This is a genomic window from Acinetobacter sp. ANC_7655, assembly GCF_056784015.1.
This window is the reverse complement of the sequence record NZ_JBWYJB010000016.1, coordinates 1-21106: the sequence shown is the minus strand read 5'-3', so window position 1 is coordinate 21106 and position 21106 is coordinate 1. Positions and strand designations below refer to the sequence as shown.

At 39.1% G+C, this 21106-nt stretch carries 18 protein-coding genes and 4 tRNA genes; 15 read left to right on the top strand and 7 right to left on the bottom strand.

The window, feature by feature from the left end; genetic code table 11:
* Positions 1–71: 71 nt before the first annotated feature.
* A complete protein-coding gene (locus AC1M9N_RS13455) occupies positions 72–1190 on the top strand; it encodes a CaiB/BaiF CoA transferase family protein (RefSeq protein ID WP_481954908.1) in 1119 nt (372 codons plus the stop codon).
* A gap of 131 nt (positions 1191–1321) precedes the next feature.
* On the top strand, positions 1322–2317 hold the full coding sequence (locus tag AC1M9N_RS13450) for a DUF2804 domain-containing protein (protein ID WP_180028606.1): 996 nt from the start codon (positions 1322–1324) through the stop codon (positions 2315–2317).
* Between the two features lie 53 nt (positions 2318–2370).
* Here the strand turns inward: AC1M9N_RS13450 and AC1M9N_RS13445 are convergent, their stop codons facing one another.
* Positions 2371–3240 (bottom strand): metal-dependent hydrolase, encoded by an 870-nt coding sequence (locus AC1M9N_RS13445; RefSeq protein ID WP_481954907.1) that lies wholly within the window; start codon positions 3238–3240, stop codon positions 2371–2373.
* A 159-nt stretch (positions 3241–3399) separates the two neighbouring features.
* Positions 3400–4275: a metal-dependent hydrolase gene (locus AC1M9N_RS13440; protein WP_035267930.1), complete on the bottom strand. Its 876-nt coding sequence runs from the start codon at positions 4273–4275 to the stop codon at positions 3400–3402.
* A gap of 141 nt (positions 4276–4416) precedes the next feature.
* On the opposite strand from AC1M9N_RS13440, the gene AC1M9N_RS13435 reads away from it, so the two are divergent.
* Positions 4417–5472, top strand: coding sequence for an AraC family transcriptional regulator (locus tag AC1M9N_RS13435; RefSeq protein WP_035267928.1), 1056 nt, complete (start codon positions 4417–4419; stop codon positions 5470–5472).
* 62 nt (positions 5473–5534) lie between these two features.
* On the opposite strand, the gene AC1M9N_RS13430 is transcribed toward AC1M9N_RS13435, so the two are convergent.
* On the bottom strand, positions 5535–6872 hold the full coding sequence (locus AC1M9N_RS13430) for a Na+/H+ antiporter NhaC family protein (protein WP_035267927.1): 1338 nt from the start codon (positions 6870–6872) through the stop codon (positions 5535–5537).
* Positions 6873–7223: 351 nt separating this feature from the next.
* Between AC1M9N_RS13430 and trpA the strand changes: the two genes are divergently transcribed.
* Genes trpA through AC1M9N_RS13410 form a run of 4 tightly spaced genes read left to right on the top strand, consistent with a single transcriptional unit; the run spans position 7224 to position 11155 of the window.
* The gene (gene trpA, locus AC1M9N_RS13425; RefSeq protein ID WP_035267926.1) at positions 7224–8027 is read left to right on the top strand and encodes a tryptophan synthase subunit alpha; all 804 of its coding nucleotides are present in this window, start codon (positions 7224–7226) and stop codon (positions 8025–8027) included.
* The gene (gene accD, locus AC1M9N_RS13420; protein WP_035267924.1) at positions 8024–8920 is read left to right on the top strand and encodes an acetyl-CoA carboxylase, carboxyltransferase subunit beta; all 897 of its coding nucleotides are present in this window, start codon (positions 8024–8026) and stop codon (positions 8918–8920) included. Before trpA ends, accD begins: the two co-directional genes overlap by 4 nt.
* Complete coding sequence (folC, locus tag AC1M9N_RS13415) at positions 8917–10206, top strand: bifunctional tetrahydrofolate synthase/dihydrofolate synthase (protein ID WP_035267921.1); 1290 nt, start codon at positions 8917–8919, stop codon at positions 10204–10206. Before accD ends, folC begins: the two co-directional genes overlap by 4 nt.
* Positions 10193–11155, top strand: coding sequence for an SPOR domain-containing protein (locus AC1M9N_RS13410; protein WP_481592339.1), 963 nt, complete (start codon positions 10193–10195; stop codon positions 11153–11155). The genes folC and AC1M9N_RS13410 overlap by 14 nt, the downstream gene beginning before the upstream one ends.
* A 141-nt stretch (positions 11156–11296) precedes the next feature.
* On the opposite strand, the gene AC1M9N_RS13405 is transcribed toward AC1M9N_RS13410, so the two are convergent.
* Positions 11297–11938 (bottom strand): peroxiredoxin, encoded by a 642-nt coding sequence (locus AC1M9N_RS13405; RefSeq protein ID WP_481592340.1) that lies wholly within the window; start codon positions 11936–11938, stop codon positions 11297–11299.
* Between the two features lie 330 nt (positions 11939–12268).
* Between AC1M9N_RS13405 and secA the strand changes: the two genes are divergently transcribed.
* The 8 genes from secA (at position 12269) to AC1M9N_RS13365 (ending at position 18604) form a co-directional block, all read left to right on the top strand.
* Positions 12269–14983, top strand: a complete 2715-nt coding sequence (gene secA, locus AC1M9N_RS13400) for a preprotein translocase subunit SecA (protein WP_481954905.1) — start codon at positions 12269–12271, stop codon at positions 14981–14983.
* 134 nt (positions 14984–15117) lie between these two features.
* Positions 15118–15468: a hypothetical protein gene (locus AC1M9N_RS13395; RefSeq protein ID WP_092768561.1), complete on the top strand. Its 351-nt coding sequence runs from the start codon at positions 15118–15120 to the stop codon at positions 15466–15468.
* A gap of 169 nt (positions 15469–15637) precedes the next feature.
* Positions 15638–16858, top strand: coding sequence for a bifunctional glutamate N-acetyltransferase/amino-acid acetyltransferase ArgJ (gene argJ, locus AC1M9N_RS13390; protein ID WP_481592341.1), 1221 nt, complete (start codon positions 15638–15640; stop codon positions 16856–16858).
* Positions 16859–16972: 114 nt separating this feature from the next.
* A complete protein-coding gene (gene nadA, locus AC1M9N_RS13385) occupies positions 16973–18040 on the top strand; it encodes a quinolinate synthase NadA (protein ID WP_481590904.1) in 1068 nt (355 codons plus the stop codon).
* A gap of 156 nt (positions 18041–18196) precedes the next feature.
* A tRNA-Pro gene (locus AC1M9N_RS13380) sits at positions 18197–18273 on the top strand.
* A 47-nt stretch (positions 18274–18320) separates the two neighbouring features.
* Positions 18321–18397, top strand: a tRNA-Arg gene (locus AC1M9N_RS13375).
* 37 nt (positions 18398–18434) lie between these two features.
* Positions 18435–18510, top strand: a tRNA-His gene (locus AC1M9N_RS13370).
* 17 nt (positions 18511–18527) lie between these two features.
* Positions 18528–18604, top strand: a tRNA-Pro gene (locus AC1M9N_RS13365).
* 110 nt (positions 18605–18714) lie between these two features.
* On the opposite strand, the gene yfiB is transcribed toward AC1M9N_RS13365, so the two are convergent.
* Genes yfiB through yfiR form a run of 3 tightly spaced genes read right to left on the bottom strand, consistent with a single transcriptional unit; the run spans position 18715 to position 20893 of the window.
* Positions 18715–19194 (bottom strand): outer membrane lipoprotein YfiB, encoded by a 480-nt coding sequence (yfiB, locus tag AC1M9N_RS13360; RefSeq protein ID WP_481592342.1) that lies wholly within the window; start codon positions 19192–19194, stop codon positions 18715–18717.
* 24 nt (positions 19195–19218) lie between these two features.
* Entirely contained in the window at positions 19219–20436 is a 1218-nt protein-coding gene (gene dgcN, locus AC1M9N_RS13355; protein ID WP_481596631.1) for a diguanylate cyclase DgcN/YfiN, read from the bottom strand.
* Entirely contained in the window at positions 20429–20893 is a 465-nt protein-coding gene (gene yfiR, locus AC1M9N_RS13350; protein WP_481598035.1) for a regulatory sequestration protein YfiR, read from the bottom strand. Before yfiR ends, dgcN begins: the two co-directional genes overlap by 8 nt.
* Positions 20894–21106 lie beyond the last annotated feature (213 nt).

Sequence of the window (21106 nt, the reverse complement as noted above, 5' to 3'; positions counted from 1 at the left end):
ATGACATTGTTAATCTTGTTTTATATTTCTATTATGGGTGAAAAATCAACATATTCTTGGTGAAAATAACAATGACAGCTGCATTAAAGGGATTGAAAGTTTTAGATTTTTCCACATTATTACCCGGACCCTTTGCGACCTTGTACTTAGCAGATCTAGGGGCAGAGGTGGTCCATATAGAGTCACCAAATCGACCAGACCTTGTCAGAATGTTGCCACCTTATGCAAATGGTCAAGCCACGGCGCACAGTTATTTGAATCGTAACAAGCAGTCGATTGCCCTAGATTTAAAAGATAGTCAGAGTATTGAACTCATTAAATCAAAAATTTCAGAATACGATATCGTCATTGAGCAGTTCCGTCCTGAAGTGATGCGACGTTTAGGACTCGACTATCAAACTTTATCTGAAATAAACCCACGTCTGATTTATTGTTCAATAACAGGATATGGGCAAACAGGTTCTTATAAAGATAAAGCGGGACATGACATTAATTATGTTTCACTTTCAGGGATTGCTGGACATTCAGGTCGACAGGAAAATGGACCACCACCAATGGGGATTCAAATTGCAGATGTCGCAGGCGGTTCTTTACACGCAGTGATCGGCATTTTAACAGCCGTGATTGAAAGGCAACGGAGTGGTTTAGGTCAATATATTGATATCTCTATGACGGATTGTGCGGTGACCTTAAACAATATGGCTGCGGCAGCTGTACTTGCAGGTGGACAGAATCAACACCCTGAAAATGAACATCTGAATGGGGGAACATTTTATGACTATTATCAAACGCAAGACGGGCGCTATATCTCAATTGGGAGTCTAGAGCCCCAATTTATGACAGGTCTGGCAACTACATTAGAACTGCCTATATTATTGGAAAAAGGAACCTCATTTGATGTTGAAGATCGAAAAGCAGTCAAGGCTGCGATCGCTGATAAAATCAGGAAAAAAAGTTTTGATGTATGGCGTAAAACATTTTCTGAATTAGACGTATGTGTAGAACCTGTGTTAAATCTAGACGAAGCTCTGACGTCAGATTTGGCTCAACAACGTGCTTGGACAGTAGATGTACCTCTAAGGAAAGATGCAAATGAGGTAGAAAAACAGTTGGCTTGCCCAATTAAATTTTCAAGATCCAAGGCACAGTATCATTATATCGGCCAAACCCTGGGTGAAGGGAACTGGTAGTCAAAGTATAGAATATATGAAAAAAAAGAACCGATCTGTATCGGTTCTTTAATCTATGTTTTCATACAGTAAATGAAATACTTTAGACTAAAGTCTATAATTGTCATGGAATGAAATTAGGCTGAGTCCCAATGGATTTAATTCAAGTAAATGGTCAACCGCGCTATGGGCGTTTTACAGAATTGCCAAGTGCAATTTCTGTCTCAAAATATATTTATAAAACGCCATATGGCAAAGTGCTCAAAGGATGGAGAAAAAAACTTAAATATAAGAAATTTAAGTTTTGTAGTATCCAACATGAGCATTACAGCATTGGGATGGCTATCGTCGATATCGCTTGGGCGGGACATGGTTTCATCTATATTTATGACCATAACACCGGACAAGTCGTCGAGTGGAATGCGATTAATGTATTGGCACACAGTACGGTTCTAGATGAACAGCCACTATTTAATCATAGCCATTTTCAACATGGAAAAATCCAACTCGATATCCAACATGCCAATGGTGTTCGTTATATCAAAGTGATCAAACATGGTGAAGAAAAACTGTCTGCACGAATCTTTTGTGCTGGAACAGATCCTTTGTCGATGTGCAGTCCTACTGGTATAAATGGTTGGACCTATACTCAGAAACTAACTACATTGGCCGTTGAAGGGTATTTCATTAATAAACAAAAAGAAAAAATTGAATTTAACTCACGAACTTTTGCTTCGCTTGATGATACTTGCGGTTTTCTAAGACCTGAAACGGCTTGGTTTTGGCTATCTTCTAATTTTTGGGATGCGCAAGGAAACCGTGTGGGTTTGAATCTTGCCTCTGGCGTGAATGAAAGCTTTGGCAATGAAAACTGTTTGTGGATTAATGGACGCCTTTATGCGTTGACGGATGTTCTTTTTGAAATGCAAAATGATCAGATGTGGACCATACGATCTATGGATGATAAATTACAATTGACCATTGAAACAGGCTGGCGCCGTTATGAAAATCTTAATCTTAGAATGGTAGGCAGCCAGTTCAGTCAGTGGCAATCTAAAATTACGGGTTTTATTATTTCAGATGATGGTCAGCATATTGAGCTTAATCAAGAGTATGGACTATTAGAGCAACATTACGCTAAATGGTAATGGCGTCATAACAACAAAAAAGTCCGATTGATCGGACTTTTTTACATTCTTTTTTATATCGCAGCTTGCCAAAAAGCTTCACCTGCTTGAATTGGATCTTGAGTTTCAGCGAGCGTATCAACCCAAACTTGGTATTGATGAATAATAGGGTGTTGATTTGGGTGAAAATCAGCTTTAAACCAGTCTAAATATTCTCGTTTTTTTGCCGTTAAAATGCCATCTTTTCCAAGCAACCATTTCAAGCCTTGAGCAAACATTTTTAACCTTTCAATTCGAGTAAAACCATCTTGTTTGAGAAGTCCATGTGTTCTTTGCATGGTAAATCCAAACATCATAAGCGTAACTAAAACCAAGGCGGTATAACGTGTAAGGTTTGAAGTCTGCGCTACCTCGATCATAACATCATAAGCAACATCGCGATGTTCCATTTCTTCAATACTATGCCATGCAAATAAACCCCGGACAAAAGGATGTGCATGGGCCATCGTACTTTTATGACTGAAAAATGTCGTTGCCATTAAAGCGGTTAAGTGTTCGCATGAAGCAGTGATCGCAATATTAAAACGATCAGGATACCTTTTTAACGCATGTTTGAAACGTTGATTGACTTGATGAATATATTTTTCAATCGGCATACCTTGCTCAATTAAAATTTTATTCATTTTGTCATGGGCAATACCGTGTTGCGCTTCTTGTTGAATAAAGTCTTTCACACGTTTGGCTAAGACAGGATCTTTAATATGCGGTTGAAATAGTCGGACACACTGTATGAAATATCGTTCTCCATCTGGAAATGTCAAACTCAAAGCATCAAATACACGTGTTTTAAAAGGATCGTTGTTAAACCAAAATCGTGGTACTTCGTTGAGTCGGAAATCAAGGTGCTTACGAATCACTGGATGGTATGTGGTAATTGCATTCATTTTATTTTTATCACTTATGCAGAAAGAACAAGTATGTAAAAAAATCACATTGAGGTCATTATCTCTACAGGACAAAAGAAGAGAGAGAAGGAGATTAAAACTGTAAGTAATGTCGGCTAAATCATCCGAATAAAAATGATCCAGCCGGCAATAGGAATATTATCGAGCTGCTTGCCAGAATGCTTCACCAGCTTGAATTGGATCATTGGTCTCGGCTAATGTTTTTACCCAGACATCATATTGGGCAATCACAGGATGTTGGCTTGGATGGAAGTCTTTTTTAAACCAATCTAGGTATGGACCTTTCATTCTCGTTAACATGCCATTTCGACCGATAAACCATGGAAGTCCTTTGACGGTCATTTTGAAACGGTCTAAACGACTAAATCCGTCATACTTCAACATGATATTGGCACGATAAGTTGTAAATCCAAGCATCATGAAAGTTGTAAAGGCCAAAGCAAATTGTCGAGTAAGTTCTGGAACATCACCGACTTGTTTCATGACATCAAAAGCCACATCACGATGCTCCATCTCTTCGATAGCATGCCATGCTAAAAGCGCGCGCACATAGGGGTGAGCATCTTCAAGGGTTGCTTTTTGACTATAAAAAGTATCAGCCATTAATGCAGTTAAGTGTTCGGCTGCAGCAGTCATGGCAATATTATATTGAGGTGAACGACGTGTCAGTTCGAATTTAAAAATTTTGTTAAGAACCTTAATAAATTGATCGACAGGCATACCTTGATCTTTCATGACCTGATTCATCTTGTCATGCGCAATTCCATGCTGTGCTTCTTGTCGAATAAAATCTGCGACACGTTTTTGTAATTCAGGGTCTTTGATTTTATCTCTAAATAATCGAACTGATTCAATGAAGTAGCGCTCTCCGTCTGGGAAAGTTAGACTCAATGCATCAAACATACGGGTTTTGAATGGATCTCCACCAAACCAAAAACGAGGAATTTCTGAGAGCTTGAAATTGAGATTCGTGCGTACGACAGGATCAACCTGATATTTTACCAATGCGTTCATCTTATTTTCATTCATCCGCTTTAGATCGTTTAAGTATGTATGGCATTGGTCTGATTGTTTTGACAGTACTTGCCATTTTTTATACATTTTACGACAAATGAAAATGAATAAAGTCAATTTTGCCTAAAGGAATAGTGCATCGTGAAAGATATTCAAATACCCAATGGATATTTCCATTTATGGCAAACATTTATTCAAGTGAAACAGCTCGATAAAGAGATAAAGACTGCATTAAATCAGGATGTTGATACGCTGAATAAGATTTTGGTAGCACCGATTGCCATGCAATCATCTTATTCTTTTTTCTTAAAACTTAACTCTCTCACGCAGGTTTATTTGAATCGCGCCAATTATATTTTTGAAATGGCTCAATATGTGAAACCTGAGCATTTTGGTGTGCTTGGATATATGGCGACACGAAGTGAGACGGTGGCGGAAGCACTGAACTATATTTTAAGATTTAGCCGCTTGGTGATTGATGGTGAAGAGATTACACCCATGCAGATTCACCAGAACGGTGAAATACTGATTTTAAGCTGGCCGTTTATTTGTGATGACTATAATTTTATCAATGAGCTGACGAATGCCATGATGGTTTCATTGGCAAAGCAAATATTAGTGCATGATACCTTTCCACTGTATAAAGTGATCATGGCGCATGAAGCTATCGCACCATTGTATGAATATCAAAAGTTCTATGGTTGTCAGGTAGAGTTCAGCCATGTTGAATATCAGTTTCAAATTCGCACGCAGGGGTTGCAGCTAAAACCCCAACAAGCAGATCCTTCACTTATGCAATTGTTGGTTCAACAAGCGGAAGAGGCGATTGCATCAAAACCCGTGCAATCGAGTCTTGATCGGCAACTCCACTTAATTATTGCTGAGTATTTGCGTATTCGTCACGAAGCGCCAAAGATTGAAGATATTGCGACAGAATTATGTTTGTCGGTGAGGACTTTGCAACGACAATTAAAAGATCGCGGAACATCATTTAAACGCATACTTGAGCAAGAGCGGATGTCACAATGTGAGCGCCTATTAAATCAGGGGCTAGAGTTAACGGATATCGCAGTGCAACTCGGTTACTCAGATCAGTCTGCGCTTGCTAGAGCATTTAAAATGTATAATGGAATAACGCTGTTGCAGTTTAAAAAACAACTTAAACAACGACCAACTCAACACCATAATCTAAGTTAGATTATGGAAATAAAAAAGGTAAGCATGTAGCTTACCTTTAAAGACTTCATTTTTATGCCAGTCTAAAATTGATTCATCTGTATTTTGGGATATCTAAAAGCAATGGAGAGTATAGCAATCACCGCTAAGATCCAGCAGTAATAAACGTTTTGGATCATTTCCATTGGCGATAATTTTGCAATTGAACACGCCAATAATAATTGTGCGCCAAACGGAATTAAGCCTTGAACAACACAAGAAAAAATATCCAACAAAGCAGCCGAGCGTTTTGGGTCAACACCATATTCTTTAGCAATTTCACGTGCCATATCGCCAGATAGAATAATGGCAACCGTATTATTCGCCACAAAGAAATTAGACAAGATCACCAGAAGGCAAATTCCGATTTCACCAGCTCTTTGCGTCCCCACTTTGAATAAACGCGTAAGTTGATAAATGCGTTGTATTAGCCACTCTAAGCCACCTTCTTTTCGCATAAGGGCAGAAATACCACCGAGTAACATTGAAAGCAATGCGACTTCAAACATGCCCAAAAAGCCATCGTAAATCGCATTATTTAATTTAAGTAGGTTAAAGTCAGGGGCTTGAATCAGACCGACGAGTCCAGACATAACAATGCCCAGCATAAGTACAGCCAACACATGTAATCGGCTAAAAGCCAAAGCAAATACGGCTAAATAAGGCAAAATCAGCCAAAAATTATAGTCATTGAAAGAAATTTGTTGCGTATCACGACTCATCACAAAATAAATCAAAATCGTGAAAAGCGCTGCTGGTACTGCAATCCATACATTGACTTTAAATTTATCCTTTAGTTCTACACGTTGGCTACGAGTTGCAGCGATAGTGGTATCTGAAATCATAGACAAGTTATCACCAAACATGGCTCCTCCAACCACAGCACCAATCGCAACAACAGGATTTATATCGGTGACTTGAGTGAAGCCAAATGCGATCGGCGCACAAGCAGCGATAGTACCCATCGAGGTTCCCATCGCGGTAGCAATAAATGCTGAAATAACAAAGAGCATTGGCAGGACAAAATCCGAAGGAATGAGAGATAAACCTAATTGTACTGTTGCATCAACACTACCAATGGCGCTACTAATACTGGCAAAAGCACCTGCCAGCATAAAGACCATAAACATTAAAATAAGATTAGGATGGCTTGCCCCACGGAGAAACTCATCTATACCTGTGTTTAATTTGCCACGATAAAGTAATACCGCAAGAATGAGGGCAGGGATAGCAGCAATGGGTGCTTTAATTTGGTAGAAGGCAAACTCAGTGCCAATCAGAGTGTGATAAATACCGCTGCCCAAAAAAATGGCTAAAAACACAATAAGCGGTAGAAGGGCAAGCGCTCGCGGAGAAGCTTTGCCTGGGGAGATTGTGGTCATAACATAAGAAATAAAAGAGTAAGCATGTATAGTATAGAACAGCTTTGGCTAATTCAGAAAAGTTAAAATGTAAGTGCTAAGCTATTTGTTTTTAAACATTTTTAATCAATAAACATAAGTTCATATAAATATTCATGATTTAGAAAAAACAGAAAAAATCGAGCTTTTTGATCATTGTTAAAAAAATCAAAACATTGATAAATATGCACTTGGAATACTTAACTGAAAAGAGTGTTTGGTGCTTTTCATCACACTCTGTTCAATGAGTAAAAAATAGCGTTACAATGGGCCGTCTTGTATTTTACAAAACCAACTCCTCAATTCTATACAATTCAAGGAAAGTACATCCCTATGTCACGTTTAGCCACACGATTTGCACAGCTTAAATCTCAACAGCGTAAGGCTCTAGTTTCTTATGTCATGGCAGGTGACCCTCATCCACACGTAACGGTTCCTTTGTTACATCAAATGGTGGAAGCAGGTGTGGATGTAATTGAACTTGGCTTACCATTTTCAGATCCAATGGCCGATGGTCCAGTGATTGCACTTGCGGCTGAGCGTGCATTGGCAGCCGGTACAAATACATTGGATGCATTGGAAATGGTCAAGCAATTCCGTGAAAAGGACACAGATACACCAGTGGTGTTGATGGGTTATTTGAATCCTGTAGAAGTCATTGGATATGAAAAATTTGTATCAACTGCTCATGACTGTGGTGTGGACGGTATTCTGTTGGTGGACTTACCACCTGAAGAAGCACAAGCGCTCGATGTTGTCTTGAAAAAGTTTGATATGGATCAGATCTTCTTGTTGGCGCCAACATCTACAGATCAACGTATTCAACATGTCGCTAATCAAGCGAGTGGTTTTATTTATTACGTGTCTTTGAAGGGTGTAACAGGTGCAGCGACTTTAGATGTGAATGAAGCTGCTCAACGCATCGAAAAAATTAAGTCGATGACGGATGTACCTGTTGGTGTAGGTTTTGGTATTAGTGATGCAGCCTCTGCAAAAGCAATCGGAAGCGCAGCGGATGCGGTCATTGTTGGTAGTGCTTTTGTTAAACCATTTGCACAGACAACTCCTGATCAAGCAGTTGAACAGGCGGTCAATAAAGTCAAGGAGCTTCGAGCAGCGCTCGATGAGTTAGTATGAATCAAGAAGTTAAATCAGGGAAAACTTTAGCACCTGCAACACCTTGGACAGATCGTTCAGTACCAGGTATTCAAATCCCTGATCAACAGCAATCGTTAAAAGCGACGTTTACTGAGCCTACGATTGAATGTCCAGAATGTCATGCTCTGGTGACTCGTACGGCGATGTCTTTCAATGCTTATGTTTGTCCTCAATGTGATGAGCATTTAAAAATGAAAGCACGTGACCGCTTAAATTGGTTCTTTGATCAAACCGCAAAAGAATTAGGTCAAGAGTTTGTTGCAAAAGACCCACTCAAGTTTGTCGATAGCAAAGCTTATCCTGTGCGTATGAAAGAAGCACAAGAGAAAACTGGCGAAACTGAAGCACTCGTGGTGATGGAAGGGCAAATCAAAGGTTTATCATTAATCGCTTGTGCATTTGAATTTGATTTCATGGGCGGTTCAATGGGTACGGTAGTTGGTGATCGATTTGTACAAGCAGCAGAGCGTGCGATTGAAACCAAACAGCCAATGATTTGTTTTGCTGCCTCTGGTGGTGCTCGTATGCAAGAAGGAATGCTTTCTTTAATGCAAATGGCACGTACATCAGCTGCGATTCAAAAAATGAAAGATGCTCGTATTCCGTACATTGTTGTACTAACTCATCCAGTATATGGTGGTGTGACCGCATCTTTAGCCATGTTGGGTGATGTGCATATTGCTGAGCCTAAAGCAATGATTGGTTTTGCTGGTAAACGTGTCATTGAACAGACTGTACGCGAAAAGCTAGAAGAGCCGTTTCAACGTGCTGAATTCTTGCTTGATCATGGTGTAGTCGATCAAATTGTTCATCGTCACGCATTACGTGATACAGTTTATCGTATCGTAGCGAAATTGATGAATTTGCCTTGAACCTCACTGCTCCACTCAGTACAGATAATTTACAAACATGGCTCGATTATTGGAGCCATGTTCACGTTACAGGAATTGATTTAGGGCTTGAACGCGTCATTCCTGTGGCTGAAAAATTGGGCGTTACACACCCGCAAGCGAAAGTCATTACCGTCGCTGGTACGAATGGTAAGGGTTCAACAACTACAACCTTAGCTTCAATTCTGAATGCTCAAGGATATCAAGTCGGTTTGTATCAATCTCCGCATATCTATCGTTTCAATGAGCGTGTAAAACTCGCAGGTCAGGAAGTTTCAGATGAGCTTCTGATCGAAGCATTTGTTCAAGTTGATCAAGCACGACGTGAATGTGATTTAAGTTTATCTTTTTTTGAAGCAACAACCCTTGCAGCTTTTGTCATCTTCAAACAACAGAAATGTGATGTTTGGGTATTGGAAGTTGGACTAGGGGGACGTTTGGATGTTGTGAATGTCGTTAATCCAAATGTTGCGGTCATTACCAATATTGGATTGGATCACACAGATTGGCTGGGTGACACCATTGAAAAAATTGCTTTTGAGAAAGCGGGTATTATTCGTCGAGATATTCCAGTCATTTTTGGTGGGCAACAAATACTTCCAACATCAATTCAGGATAAAGTCATTGCATGTAATGCGACGCTGTCATGTCTAAATCAGGATTATTTTTATCAAGCAAATGGTGATGGTAAAACTTGGACATTTTCAAGTTCAGCACTGACCTTAAAATTACCATGTGGTCAGTTGGCCCTAGATAATGTTTCTACTGCCGTGGCTGCATTATTGGTCAGTGGATTGAAAATTTCTCAAACTGCACTAGAGCAGGGCATTATTCAAGCACATTTACCAGGTCGATTTGAAATAAGGGAAATCGCAGGAAAAACAGTGATTTTCGATGCGGGACATAATCCGCATGGTGTAGAATTTTTGTTAAAGCAATTGCGAAATTATTTAGAATACAATAAACAGTACACAGAAGTTATCGCTGTGTTTTCGATGTTAGCGGATAAAGATATAGATTCAGTCGTTAATTTATTGAAAAACACGGTATTTATGTGGAAAATTGCGCCGATGGATGTGCCTCGTGCAGCACCATTACAACAATTAGAGTCAGCGCTTCAAGGTGAGACAGTACAACAGTATTCAAATGTACAGGTCGCATTTAAATCAGCACTTGAAGAAACAAAAAATAATCAGCTGATTTTGGTGTGTGGTTCGTTTCATACCTTAGAGGCGGTCTGGGAGTATTTAGAGAATGTCAATGAATAACAAACAACGCTGGATGGGTGGTGTTGTTTTATTGGGTGGTGGTGTTTTATTGGCAGCATTACTTCTAAAAGGCAAAGAAGAGATCCACCAAAATAATGTTGAACAACCGGTTGAAGCTGTTCAACAAAAAAAGAATGAACCTGAAGCAGTACAACTTCAACCTCTCACAGTTGATGTGGAAACTGAAAAGCGTTTACTTGAAGAGCAACGACGTGCTCGTGAGAAAGCTGTGGCAGAGCAAGAGGCGCGTGCTGCTGAATATTTAAGAATGCAACAAGAGGCCGAAGCTGAAGCCGCACGTCGCGCTGCTGAAGAATATGCTGCAATGAACGCTCGTCGAAACGCTGCTCAGCAAAGTTCAGACAATATTCCTCCTGAATTGGTTGAGGATGAAGCTGAAAAGAAAAAGCGTTTGGCTGAAGAAAAACGCATAGCTGAACAGAAGCGTTTAGCTGAGCAAAAAGAACAACAGGCGAAATTCTCAGAAGAACAAAAGCGTAAAGCCGAAGCAGAAAAACGTGCAGCTGAAAAGAAAGCAGCAGAGCAAAAAGCTGCTGAGGAAAAACGTAAAGCAGAAGAAGCGAAGAAGAAAGCTGAAGCTGATAAAAAAGCTGCAGAAGAGAAAAAACGCAAAGCTGCTGAAGAAGCGAAGAAAAAAGCTGAGGCAGAAAAAGCTCGTGATCTGCTGGAAAATGGAGATCGTCAATGGATGGTTCAAGTGGCATTGGCTGCGAATGAGGCGAATGCAGATGCGCTTGCGGCTAAGCTTCGTGCCAAAGGATATAAGGTAACGAAGAGTCCAACGTCGAAAGGTATTCGAATTATGGTTGGTCCATCTAAAGATCGTGATTCGGCAGATGCGTTACGTAAGAAAATTAACAGTGATGCAAGTTTAAATATGAAATCAGCATGGGTGATTGATTGGGTTCCACTGGATAAGCGTCAATAGTTTCTTGCTTTGTTTTAGAAAAAAGGATTCAAACTATAATTTGAATCCTTTTTAAATCAATATGTTAAAGATTATAAGCCATAATCAAAAAAAGCCTATCTGAGGATAGGCTGAACGCTGAAACTTGATGGTTCGTCAAAATTAATCAAGATCAGGTTGAGGTGTTAAACGTAGATAAGGTGTCACTGCCTTGTACCCTTTAGGGAAGCGTTGTTGAATTTCATTTTCGTCTTTAATAGACGGAACAATCACAACATCTTCACCATGTTGCCAGTTTGCAGGGGTTGCCACTTTATAGTTATCTGTTAACTGTAATGAATCTATAACACGTAAAATTTCATGGAAATTGCGACCAGTTGACGCTGGATAAGTAATAATCAAGCGTACTTTTTTATTTGGATCAATGATCACAAGAGATCGGACCGTTAGGGTCTCGTTGGCATTGGGATGGATGAAATCATATAAAGTCGAAACTTTACGATCCTGATCAGCAATGATTGGGAAGTTCACCGTGGTAGACTGAGTTTCATTGATATCTTTAATCCAACCATGATGTGATTCAACATCATCTACAGAGAGAGCAATCGCTTTAACATTACGTTTTTCAAACTCGTCTTTTAGTTTTGCTGTAAAACCTAATTCCGTCGTACATACGGGAGTATAGTCGGCAGGGTGTGAAAATAAAACTCCCCAATGATCTCCTAGAAAATCATAAAAATTAATTACTCCTTCACTTGATTGCTGTTCAAAGTCTGGAGCGGTGTCACCTAAACGTAATGCCATATATACCTCTATTCTTATCAAAACCTTAATGTGCTGAAATTAATATGGCGGAAACTCTTTATAATTAAAAATAGTGTTTTTTTATTTGGTTATGAAAAAAACAGATTTATTTGAATGTCTGAAGGCAAATAAACGTTCGTAAATTTGAATTTGAACGATATATATTTCTGATCAAATTTGCTACATTAACTCGCCGTTGCTCATGCGTCATGGAAAATAATCCAGAAATTTTTTGATTGCATTTGTTTAAAACCCTTGTACTTCAAATTTCTAGCACCATAATAACGTTTGAGAAAAATCATTTTGATAAGTAAGTTTTAGAGAGTCTATATGTTGGCAAGTCTGATCGGAGGAATCTTCGGTACTAAAAACGAGCGCGAATTGAAGCGTATGCGCAAAATTGTCGAGAAGATCAATGCGCTCGAGCCGACGATATCTGTGTTAAGTGATGCAGACTTATCTGCAAAAACAGAAGAATTCAAACAACGTTATAAAAACGGCGAAAGTCTTGATCGCTTGTTACCAGAAGCTTTCGCAGTATGTCGTGAAGCTGGTAAGCGTATTATGGGTATGCGTCATTATGACGTACAGTTGATTGGTGGTATTACCCTACATGAAGGTAAAATTGCAGAAATGCGTACAGGTGAAGGTAAAACCCTAATGGGTACTTTGGCTGTATATTTAAATGCAATTAGTGAACAAGGTGTTCACGTTATTACTGTCAATGATTATCTGGCGCAACGTGATGCTGAGTTAAACCGTCCACTTTATGAATTTTTGGGATTATCTGTTGGGGTGATCTACTCCATGCAGAATCCTGTCGAAAAAGCAGAAGCTTATCGAGCAGACATTACCTACGGTACAAATAACGAATTTGGTTTCGACTATCTTCGTGACAATATGGTGTTCTCGTTAGCCGAGAAAAAACAACGTGGTCTTGCCTATGCGATTATCGATGAGGTTGACTCAATCTTAATTGACGAAGCACGTACTCCACTTATTATTTCGGGTCAAAGCGAAGATTCCTCACAACTTTACGCGGCAATGAATGCGATTCCGCCAAAGTTACATGCTCAAAAAGAAGAAAAAGTTGCAGATGGTGGGCACTTCTGGATCGATGAAAAGCAACGTTCAGTCGAAATCACAGAAGCTGGTTTTGAAGCCATTGAAAGTGAACTTATTGCGATGGGATTATTGGCAGAAGGTGAGAGTCTATATTCTGCAGCCAACTTAAATCTTGTTCATCATGTGACAGCTTCTATTCGCGCACATTACTTGTATCAACGTAACGTGCATTATATTGTCCATGACGGTGAAGTGATTATTGTCGACGAAAATACAGGTCGTACGATGCCTGGTCGTCGTTGGTCTGAAGGTTTACATCAAGCGGTAGAAGCGAAAGAAGGTTTAGAAATTCAACCTGAAAACCAAACGCTTGCAACGACCACATTCCAAAACTATTTCCGTTTATACCGTAAACTTTCAGGTATGACAGGTACAGCAGATACTGAAGCTGCTGAAATGAAAGAAATTTATGGCTTAGATGTGGTGTTGATTCCAACCCATCGTCCAATGATTCGTAAAGATCTGAATGACTTAATTTATTTGAATCGTAATGGTAAATACAATGCGATTATTGAAGAAATTAAGAAAATTCATGAAGCTGGTGTTGCACCGATTTTGATTGGTACGGCAACAATTGAAGCTTCTGAAATCTTATCGGATAAACTGAAAGAAGCGGGTATCGCACACGAAGTACTGAATGCCAAACAGCATGAGCGTGAAGCGGATATTATTGCACAAGCCGGCTCTCCACGTGCCGTGACTATTGCGACCAACATGGCAGGGCGTGGTACGGATATCTTGCTCGGTGGTAACTGGAAAGCGAAACTGGCGAAAATTGAAAATCCAACTCCTGAAGATGAAGCACGTTTAAAAGCAGAATGGGAACAAAATAACCAACTGGTGCTGAATTCTGGTGGTTTACATATTATTGGTTCTGAACGTCATGAATCTCGTCGTATTGATAACCAATTACGTGGTCGTTCAGGTCGTCAAGGTGATCCAGGTGTTTCGCGTTTCTTCTTATCGTTAGAAGATGATTTGATGCGTATCTTTGCGGGTGATCGTGTCGTCGCAATGATGCGTGCAATGGGTCTGCAAGAAAATGAAGCCATTGAACATAAAATGGTATCTCGTTCGATTGAAAACGCCCAACGTAAGGTTGAAGCACGTAACTTCGATATTCGTAAGAACCTGTTGAAGTATGATGATGTAAATAACGAACAACGTAAAATTATATACTCACAGCGTGATGAAATTCTGGCAGAAAGTACATTGCAAGAATACATCGAGTCAATGCATGAAGAAGTGATGAAAGGGGTGATTGAAACGTATATCCCACCTGAATCAATTCATGATCAGTGGGATGTCCCAGGTCTTGAATCTGCATTACGCTCAGACTTTAATATTGATCTTCCTGTGCAGCAATGGTTGGATCAAGATCGTCGATTAGATGAAGAAGCATTAGCACGTCGTATTACTGATGAGGTTTTACAACGCTATCGTGAGCGTCGTGAACAAATGGGTGCTGAATCTGCAGCAGTGTTAGAACGAAACTTTATGTTAAGTTCTTTAGATCGCCACTGGAAAGATCATTTAGCAGCGATGGATTATTTACGTCAAGGTATTCATTTACGCGGTTATGCGCAAAAGAATCCTGAGCAGGAATATAAGAAAGAAGCATTCAATCTGTTTGTAAATATGTTAGCTGTCATTAAGTCTGATGTTGTGACAGATCTTTCATTAGTACGTTTACCAACGCCTGAAGAGCTGGCAGAAATGGAAGCACAGCAGCAAGCTCAAGCTGAAGCGATGCAACTTTCACTTTCTCATGCTGAAGTTGATGGTTTAACAGGTGAGCAAACAGTTAATACTCAAGAATTGGATCAGAATGAAGTTGAGATTACGCCACCTCAAAGCCGTAATGCACCTTGTCCATGTGGTTCTGGTTTAAAATACAAGCAGTGTCACGGTAAAATCTAAATTTCATGAAGCAGAACTTAGGTTCTGCTTTTTTTATTTTATTATAGTGCTTGGTCAGTTCATGTGAATAAGCATTGCCAATTTTCTCAGTTAATGCTATTTAATTTTGCATGATTGAATATATGGAAGCGACAATGAAAAAAATACTAAAACCGGCTCTATTTGCAGTTTTTGCTTTACCAGCTTTTGCATTTGCCAATACTGATACAAAAACTGTACCTCTAGCGAAAGTTCAAGCAGCTGCGGGTGTTACTCAAGCACAAACTGAAGTTAAAAATGACTCCACAACGGTGATAAGTCCTCGCACTGGTATTCGTTACACACTTGGTAATACAGCTGGTCGACCAATCATTCTTCAAACAGCTGCAATAGCACCAGCAACTCCAGCTACAGCAAATCGTATTGTTGCATCAAATCCAGCTCTTTCAAGTTCAAGTCAAGAAAAAGCAAAACAAGCCTTATTGGAACAAACTGTATCTAATTAATTTTAGAATTTCGTACAAAAGCCAGTCTTTGACTGGCTTTATTGTTTTTAGGGATCGAGATTTATTTCAAATCATTCATTTCAATCAACCCTAATGCCTTATTCACTCGATTTTTTTTCTAATTTCTAATAAGCTTAGCCATCATTTTTTTTAATTCGGACAATCAAAAATGGCGGTGGGTGACGTATCAATGCCACAAATGCATGTGGTAAAGGGTGTAAGAATTGGCTCAGCAGAAGCGTATGTACGTTACCCAAATCGACGTGACTTGGTTGTATTTGAATTTGCACAAGGCACTCAAGTTGCAGGTGTATTTACCCAAAATGCTTTTTGCGCAGCGCCAGTACATATTTCAAAACTGCATTTGTCTCAAACAAATCCACGTTACCTTGTAATTAATACAGGCAATGCGAATGCAGGTACTGGTCCTACAGGTATGAAAAATGCAAAGGACACTTGTGCTGAATTTGCCAAAATTGCTGGTGTAAATGAGAACGAGGTTTTGCCATTCTCAACAGGCGTAATTGGTGAACAATTACCAATGGAGCGTTTGATTGCTGGGTTAAAACCAGCATTTGAGAGTCTTGAAGATGATGTATGGCCTCAGGCAGCATCAGGTATTATGACGACGGATACTTTACCTAAGGGGGCTTCTGAACAATTTGAAATTGACGGGGTTGTTTATACAATGACGGGGATTTCAAAAGGTGCAGGAATGATCCGTCCTAATATGGCAACAATGTTGTCTTTCGTAGCGACAGACGCGCCTATTGCTCGTGAATTGGTTCAAAAACTATTAAAAACCACGGTTGAACAATCATTTAATCGCATCACGATTGATGGTGATACATCTACTAACGACTCTTGTATTTTTGCAGCAACTGGTCAAGCAGGTGGTGCTGAAATTACATCTAAAGAAGATGCTCGTTACTCTGTTGTTTTAGATGTACTTACACGTGTCATGAAGCGCTTGGCTCAGTTGATCGTTCGAGATGGTGAAGGTGCAACCAAATTTATAACTGTTTCAGTTGAAGGTGGTGCAAATACGCAAGAGTGTTGTGACATCGCTTACAGCATTGCACATTCACCTTTGGTAAAAACAGCGTTCTTTGCTTCTGACCCTAACTGGGGGCGTATCTTGGCTGCAATCGGTTATGCTGGTGTCCCAGATTTAAATGTCGACAAAATCCAAGTATGGTTAGATGATGTCCAGATCTGTAAAGATGGTGGTGCAGCGGCAGATTACACAGAAGAGGCTGGTGCTAAAGTAATGAATCAATCAGAAATTACTATCCGCGTTGATTTGGGCCGTGGTTCTGCCAAAGATACGGTTTACACCTGTGATTTGTCATATGATTATGTCAAGATCAACGCAGATTATCGTTCTTAAATAAATTAAGCCTCCCTGTTGAGGCTTTTTATTTATCAAATTTTAATGATTGGTCAAATCCAATCGGTGTGTAATTGCTTATATTGATAAGCGCTATGGATAGAGATGCAAATAATGAATGATGCAACCAATTTAATTGCAAATGATGCGAAAGCAATTGTTCAAGCTCATTTAGACCTGATTGGTGAATCTAACAATCAAGATTTAACACCAGAGTTAAAGCAGCAAAAATTTGCTGAGATCCAGGCTGAATTGGAAAAGCGTAATGCGGTATTGGTTGCTCATTATTATTGTGATCCGGTCGTACAGGAGCTTGCGGAGCTTACTGGTGGTTGTGTTTCAGATTCACTTGAAATGGCACGTTTTGGACGTGATCATGATGCGACAACACTCGTTGTGGCTGGTGTGAAGTTTATGGGTGAAACTTCTAAAATTTTATCACCTAACAAAACCATTTTAATGCCTACTTTAGAGGCAACTTGTTCACTCGATCTAGGTTGTCCTGTAGATGAGTTTACCAAGTTCTGTGATGCTCATCCTGATCATACTGTTGTGGTTTATGCAAATACCTCAGCTGCGGTAAAAGCACGTGCAGATTGGGTGGTAACATCAAGTTGTGCTGTCGAAATTGTTGAGCATTTAGATAGTTTAGGTGAAAAAATTATTTGGGCACCTGATCAGCATTTAGGACGTTACATTCAAAAGAAAACTGGAGCGGATATGTTGCTCTGGGATGGTTCTTGTATCGTACATGAAGAATTTAGAGCACGTGGCATCGCTCAGATGAAAGCCATCTATCCTGATGCTGCAGTTTTAGTACATCCTGAATCACCAGAATCGGTAATTGATGTTGCTGACGCAGTAGGAAGTACCTCACAATTGATTAAAGCTGCAAAAGAACTACCGCATGAAACAATGATTGTTGCGACCGATCGCGGTATTTTTTATAAGATGCAACAAATGGTGCCGAATAAGACTTTGATTGAGGCTCCTACGGCAGGTGAGGGGGCGACTTGTCGTTCTTGTGCACACTGTCCATGGATGGCAATGAATGAATTGGATGGCATTTTGCATGTTTTACGACATGGTGATCAGGAAGTGCATGTTGATCCCGCTTTAGCAGAGCGCGCTAAATTACCATTAGATCGAATGTTAAACTTTAGTGCGTCATTAAAGCGTTAATATTAGTCAAAATGCTTGATAAATATACATTTGAAGTGTTTTTTTGATTTTTTTTGAAGATAGGTGTTGACGTTATCCAGCGTCACGCCTAGAATGCACACCGTACCGAACGATACATCAAACGATAAGTTGAACGGTACAAAAGCTGAGATGAATCGGAGTATAGCACAGCCTGGTAGTGCACCTGGTTTGGGACCAGGGGGTCGTAGGTTCGAATCCTACTGCTCCGACCAATTCTTCAAGGCAAAGGTTTTCCAATGATCTCGCAATCATGGGTAATGCGCCTGTAGCTCAGTTGGATAGAGCATCCGCCTTCTAAGCGGATGGTCACAGGTTCGAATCCTGTCAGGCGCGCCATTGGTCGCTTGATTTTATAGAACCAAATTTTGTGATGGTGGATGTAGCTCAGTTGGTAGAGCCCCGGATTGTGATTCCGGTTGTCGCGGGTTCGAATCCCGTCATTCACCCCAACACAAACCGATGTAATCGGAGTATAGCACAGCCTGGTAGTGCACCTGGTTTGGGACCAGGGGGTCGTAGGTTCGAATCCTACTGCTCCGACCATTTATTTCATTATAAATGGTCAGATAAAATATACCGCGTTAAGCGGTTTTTTTATGTCTGATTTTTGCTGTTAAAAAAAGATCCTATCAGGATCTTTTTTTGTTGAATGTTTAAGGCACGATAATAACAGCAACGCGTCTATTTTCTGCATGGGCAGCGTCAGTATTTGCAGTATTAATAGGTTGGGTGGAACCGCGACCAATGGTTTGGATATGAGTAGGGTTAAAACCCTCTTCGATAAAAATAGTGCTTACGCTTCGGGCACGGCTTTCAGAAAGTTTAAAATTATAATCTGGATTGCCAATAAGATCGGTATGACCGACGATACGGACTTTCTTTAAATTGTATTTTTGTAGTTGTGCTGCGAGATGTTGAATCTGTTCACGATTTTTTTTAGAGATTTCAGCCTGATCGAAATCGAAAAGAAGTCGTTCGGGTAGTCCCAAACTCCAACCTTCCTCTGTGAGTACGAAACCTTGTTGTTTTAACATTTTTACTTGTTTATAGCTTAAAGATCCCATACCCAAGCATGCGCTTAATCCTATACAAAGAATGCTCATGATAAAAAGTTTGAAACTACGATTGAGCATAGGTATTAATCCTCAGTAAAAACTCTATTGTTGAAATATGTGCCAATGATGTTTTAGATTCTTCGCTTTGTACATCGCTTGGTCTGCTTGAGAAATTAAGTCCTCTGGGTTATGAGCTTCTTTAGCCAAAGCAATACCAAGACTAAAACTAAAATGAATTGATTGTCCGTTATATTTTAAGGGCTCATCAGAACATTTTATAAGATTTTCGGCGATCGAAATTAAGTGATCCACCTGACTGACAGGACTTAGGATAATTGCAAATTCATCACCGCTTAATCTTGCGACAAAATCATTTTGACGAGTGTTTTGTTTTAATCGTTTAGCCATTTCTTTCAACACTTCATCCCCTACTAAATGACCATATTGATCGTTAATAGACTTAAATTTATTGTTATCTATAAAAATCAAAACAGTATTTTCAAGTTTATCAGGCTGATCGAAAAGGCTACACAAAACTTTATAAAAGTAATGTCGGTTTGGTAATTGTGTTAATTCATCATGTTGTACTTGATAATTAAGCTGAGTATTTTCAGACTGTAACTGATTGTGCCAAGATTGAATTTCTTCTAATAGTTGATTAAATACTGAGTTTAGATGATGAAATTCTTGAATATCATTTTTTGGAAAGCGGAGATTATATGCTTTTTGTTGACTCACTAATTGTGCTGTATGAATAATTGGTGATATAGAATTCATAATATGACGATAGGTTGCATTAACCGACCACCATAAGGCGAAAATCATAAAAAGCATACCTAAAATCAAGGCTAAGCAAATCTTGATAATGAATAAAATGATATCTTGAGAACTGCCGAATAGATGAAGCTCACCGACCAATTGTCCATTGTGAGTAACTTCAATTTGAATCGGCTTAGAAAAAAATAATCCATCAAACCAAGTTTGAAGTTCTGAATGGCGATCTATCAGTTTACTGCTTTCAGTTATTTTAACTTTACTGCTATCCAATACTTGGATAAGGCGAATTGAATGTTGTTGTGTGTACTCGTGTAAAATATTGTCTAAAGTGTATTTATCTTGGAAAACAAGAGCAGGTTGAATGCGTTCCGCAATTGTGCGACTCACTAAGGTTAAGTTTTGATTGGCGTATGATTTCACCGTAAAAATTGAAATCGTTGCAAAAATTAAAGTGCAGATCAAAAAAGTAATCGCAAAAATTAAAAATTGTGATCTTCTAAATAGTGATTGGAGTGAAGTTAATCCAAAAAATTTATCAATCATCTGAATTACTCCATTTCTGTGCAAGAAGTAATACACGAGGATCAACGTGGATTTTGGTTTTTGCAAGACTGTCTAAATTGACTTTAAATTTTGTAATACCTGCTTTATTGCTATAGAGACAGAAAACACTTCCAACCTCGCAATCTTCATTATTTGTTGAAAATGAGAGAATTGACTTATTTAGTGATTCTCGGATGAGTTTTTGTTCGACTGTTGGAGAAGATTTAGAGAAAAATATAACATCACAATTGGTCTTGTTTAATTCATAATCATGAATATTTTGTGCTTTGATATTTGAATTTTGCTTTTGAATAGTTTGATTAAACTCTGCTAATGCCACAGTGTTATCAATTAGACATAAATCTGGTTGTGGAGATGAAATTTTGGCATAGCTCAAAATAGATAGAGTCATTTGATAAATGTTCTGGTTGGAATTGGCATGGCTAAAGCTGCACATCAAAAGCAGTAGGGAGATCAATACGGCTTTTTTGATTTTAAATATAGCCATTTAGTAACATAGTTCTAGTCAGTTAAATAATAGTGACTATTCTAATCTAATTTTAATAAAGTTAAAGTGTTCGATTTTTTATCAATATCATACTGAATGATGTGAATTTGACTATTAAATGCCCACTCAAAACTCATAATTTAAAAAAATACTAAAATATTG

Coding starts and splice junctions, on each gene's coding strand:
- trpA (WP_035267926.1), top strand. CDS start 7,224: ATGTCACGTTTAGCCACACGATTTGCACAGCTTAAATCTCAACAGCGT.
- yfiR (WP_481598035.1), bottom strand. CDS start 20,893: ATGTGCAGCTTTAGCCATGCCAATTCCAACCAGAACATTTATCAAATG.
- AC1M9N_RS13405 (WP_481592340.1), bottom strand. CDS start 11,938: ATGGCATTACGTTTAGGTGACACCGCTCCAGACTTTGAACAGCAATCA.
- AC1M9N_RS13445 (WP_481954907.1), bottom strand. CDS start 3,240: ATGAATGCAATTACCACATACCATCCAGTGATTCGTAAGCACCTTGAT.
- AC1M9N_RS13450 (WP_180028606.1), top strand. CDS start 1,322: ATGGATTTAATTCAAGTAAATGGTCAACCGCGCTATGGGCGTTTTACA.
- AC1M9N_RS13395 (WP_092768561.1), top strand. CDS start 15,118: ATGAAAAAAATACTAAAACCGGCTCTATTTGCAGTTTTTGCTTTACCA.
- yfiB (WP_481592342.1), bottom strand. CDS start 19,194: ATGCTCAATCGTAGTTTCAAACTTTTTATCATGAGCATTCTTTGTATA.
- AC1M9N_RS13440 (WP_035267930.1), bottom strand. CDS start 4,275: ATGAACGCATTGGTAAAATATCAGGTTGATCCTGTCGTACGCACGAAT.
- AC1M9N_RS13430 (WP_035267927.1), bottom strand. CDS start 6,872: ATGACCACAATCTCCCCAGGCAAAGCTTCTCCGCGAGCGCTTGCCCTT.
- nadA (WP_481590904.1), top strand. CDS start 16,973: ATGAATGATGCAACCAATTTAATTGCAAATGATGCGAAAGCAATTGTT.
- accD (WP_035267924.1), top strand. CDS start 8,024: ATGAATCAAGAAGTTAAATCAGGGAAAACTTTAGCACCTGCAACACCT.
- argJ (WP_481592341.1), top strand. CDS start 15,638: ATGGCGGTGGGTGACGTATCAATGCCACAAATGCATGTGGTAAAGGGT.
- dgcN (WP_481596631.1), bottom strand. CDS start 20,436: ATGATTGATAAATTTTTTGGATTAACTTCACTCCAATCACTATTTAGA.
- AC1M9N_RS13455 (WP_481954908.1), top strand. CDS start 72: ATGACAGCTGCATTAAAGGGATTGAAAGTTTTAGATTTTTCCACATTA.
- secA (WP_481954905.1), top strand. CDS start 12,269: ATGTTGGCAAGTCTGATCGGAGGAATCTTCGGTACTAAAAACGAGCGC.
- AC1M9N_RS13410 (WP_481592339.1), top strand. CDS start 10,193: ATGTCAATGAATAACAAACAACGCTGGATGGGTGGTGTTGTTTTATTG.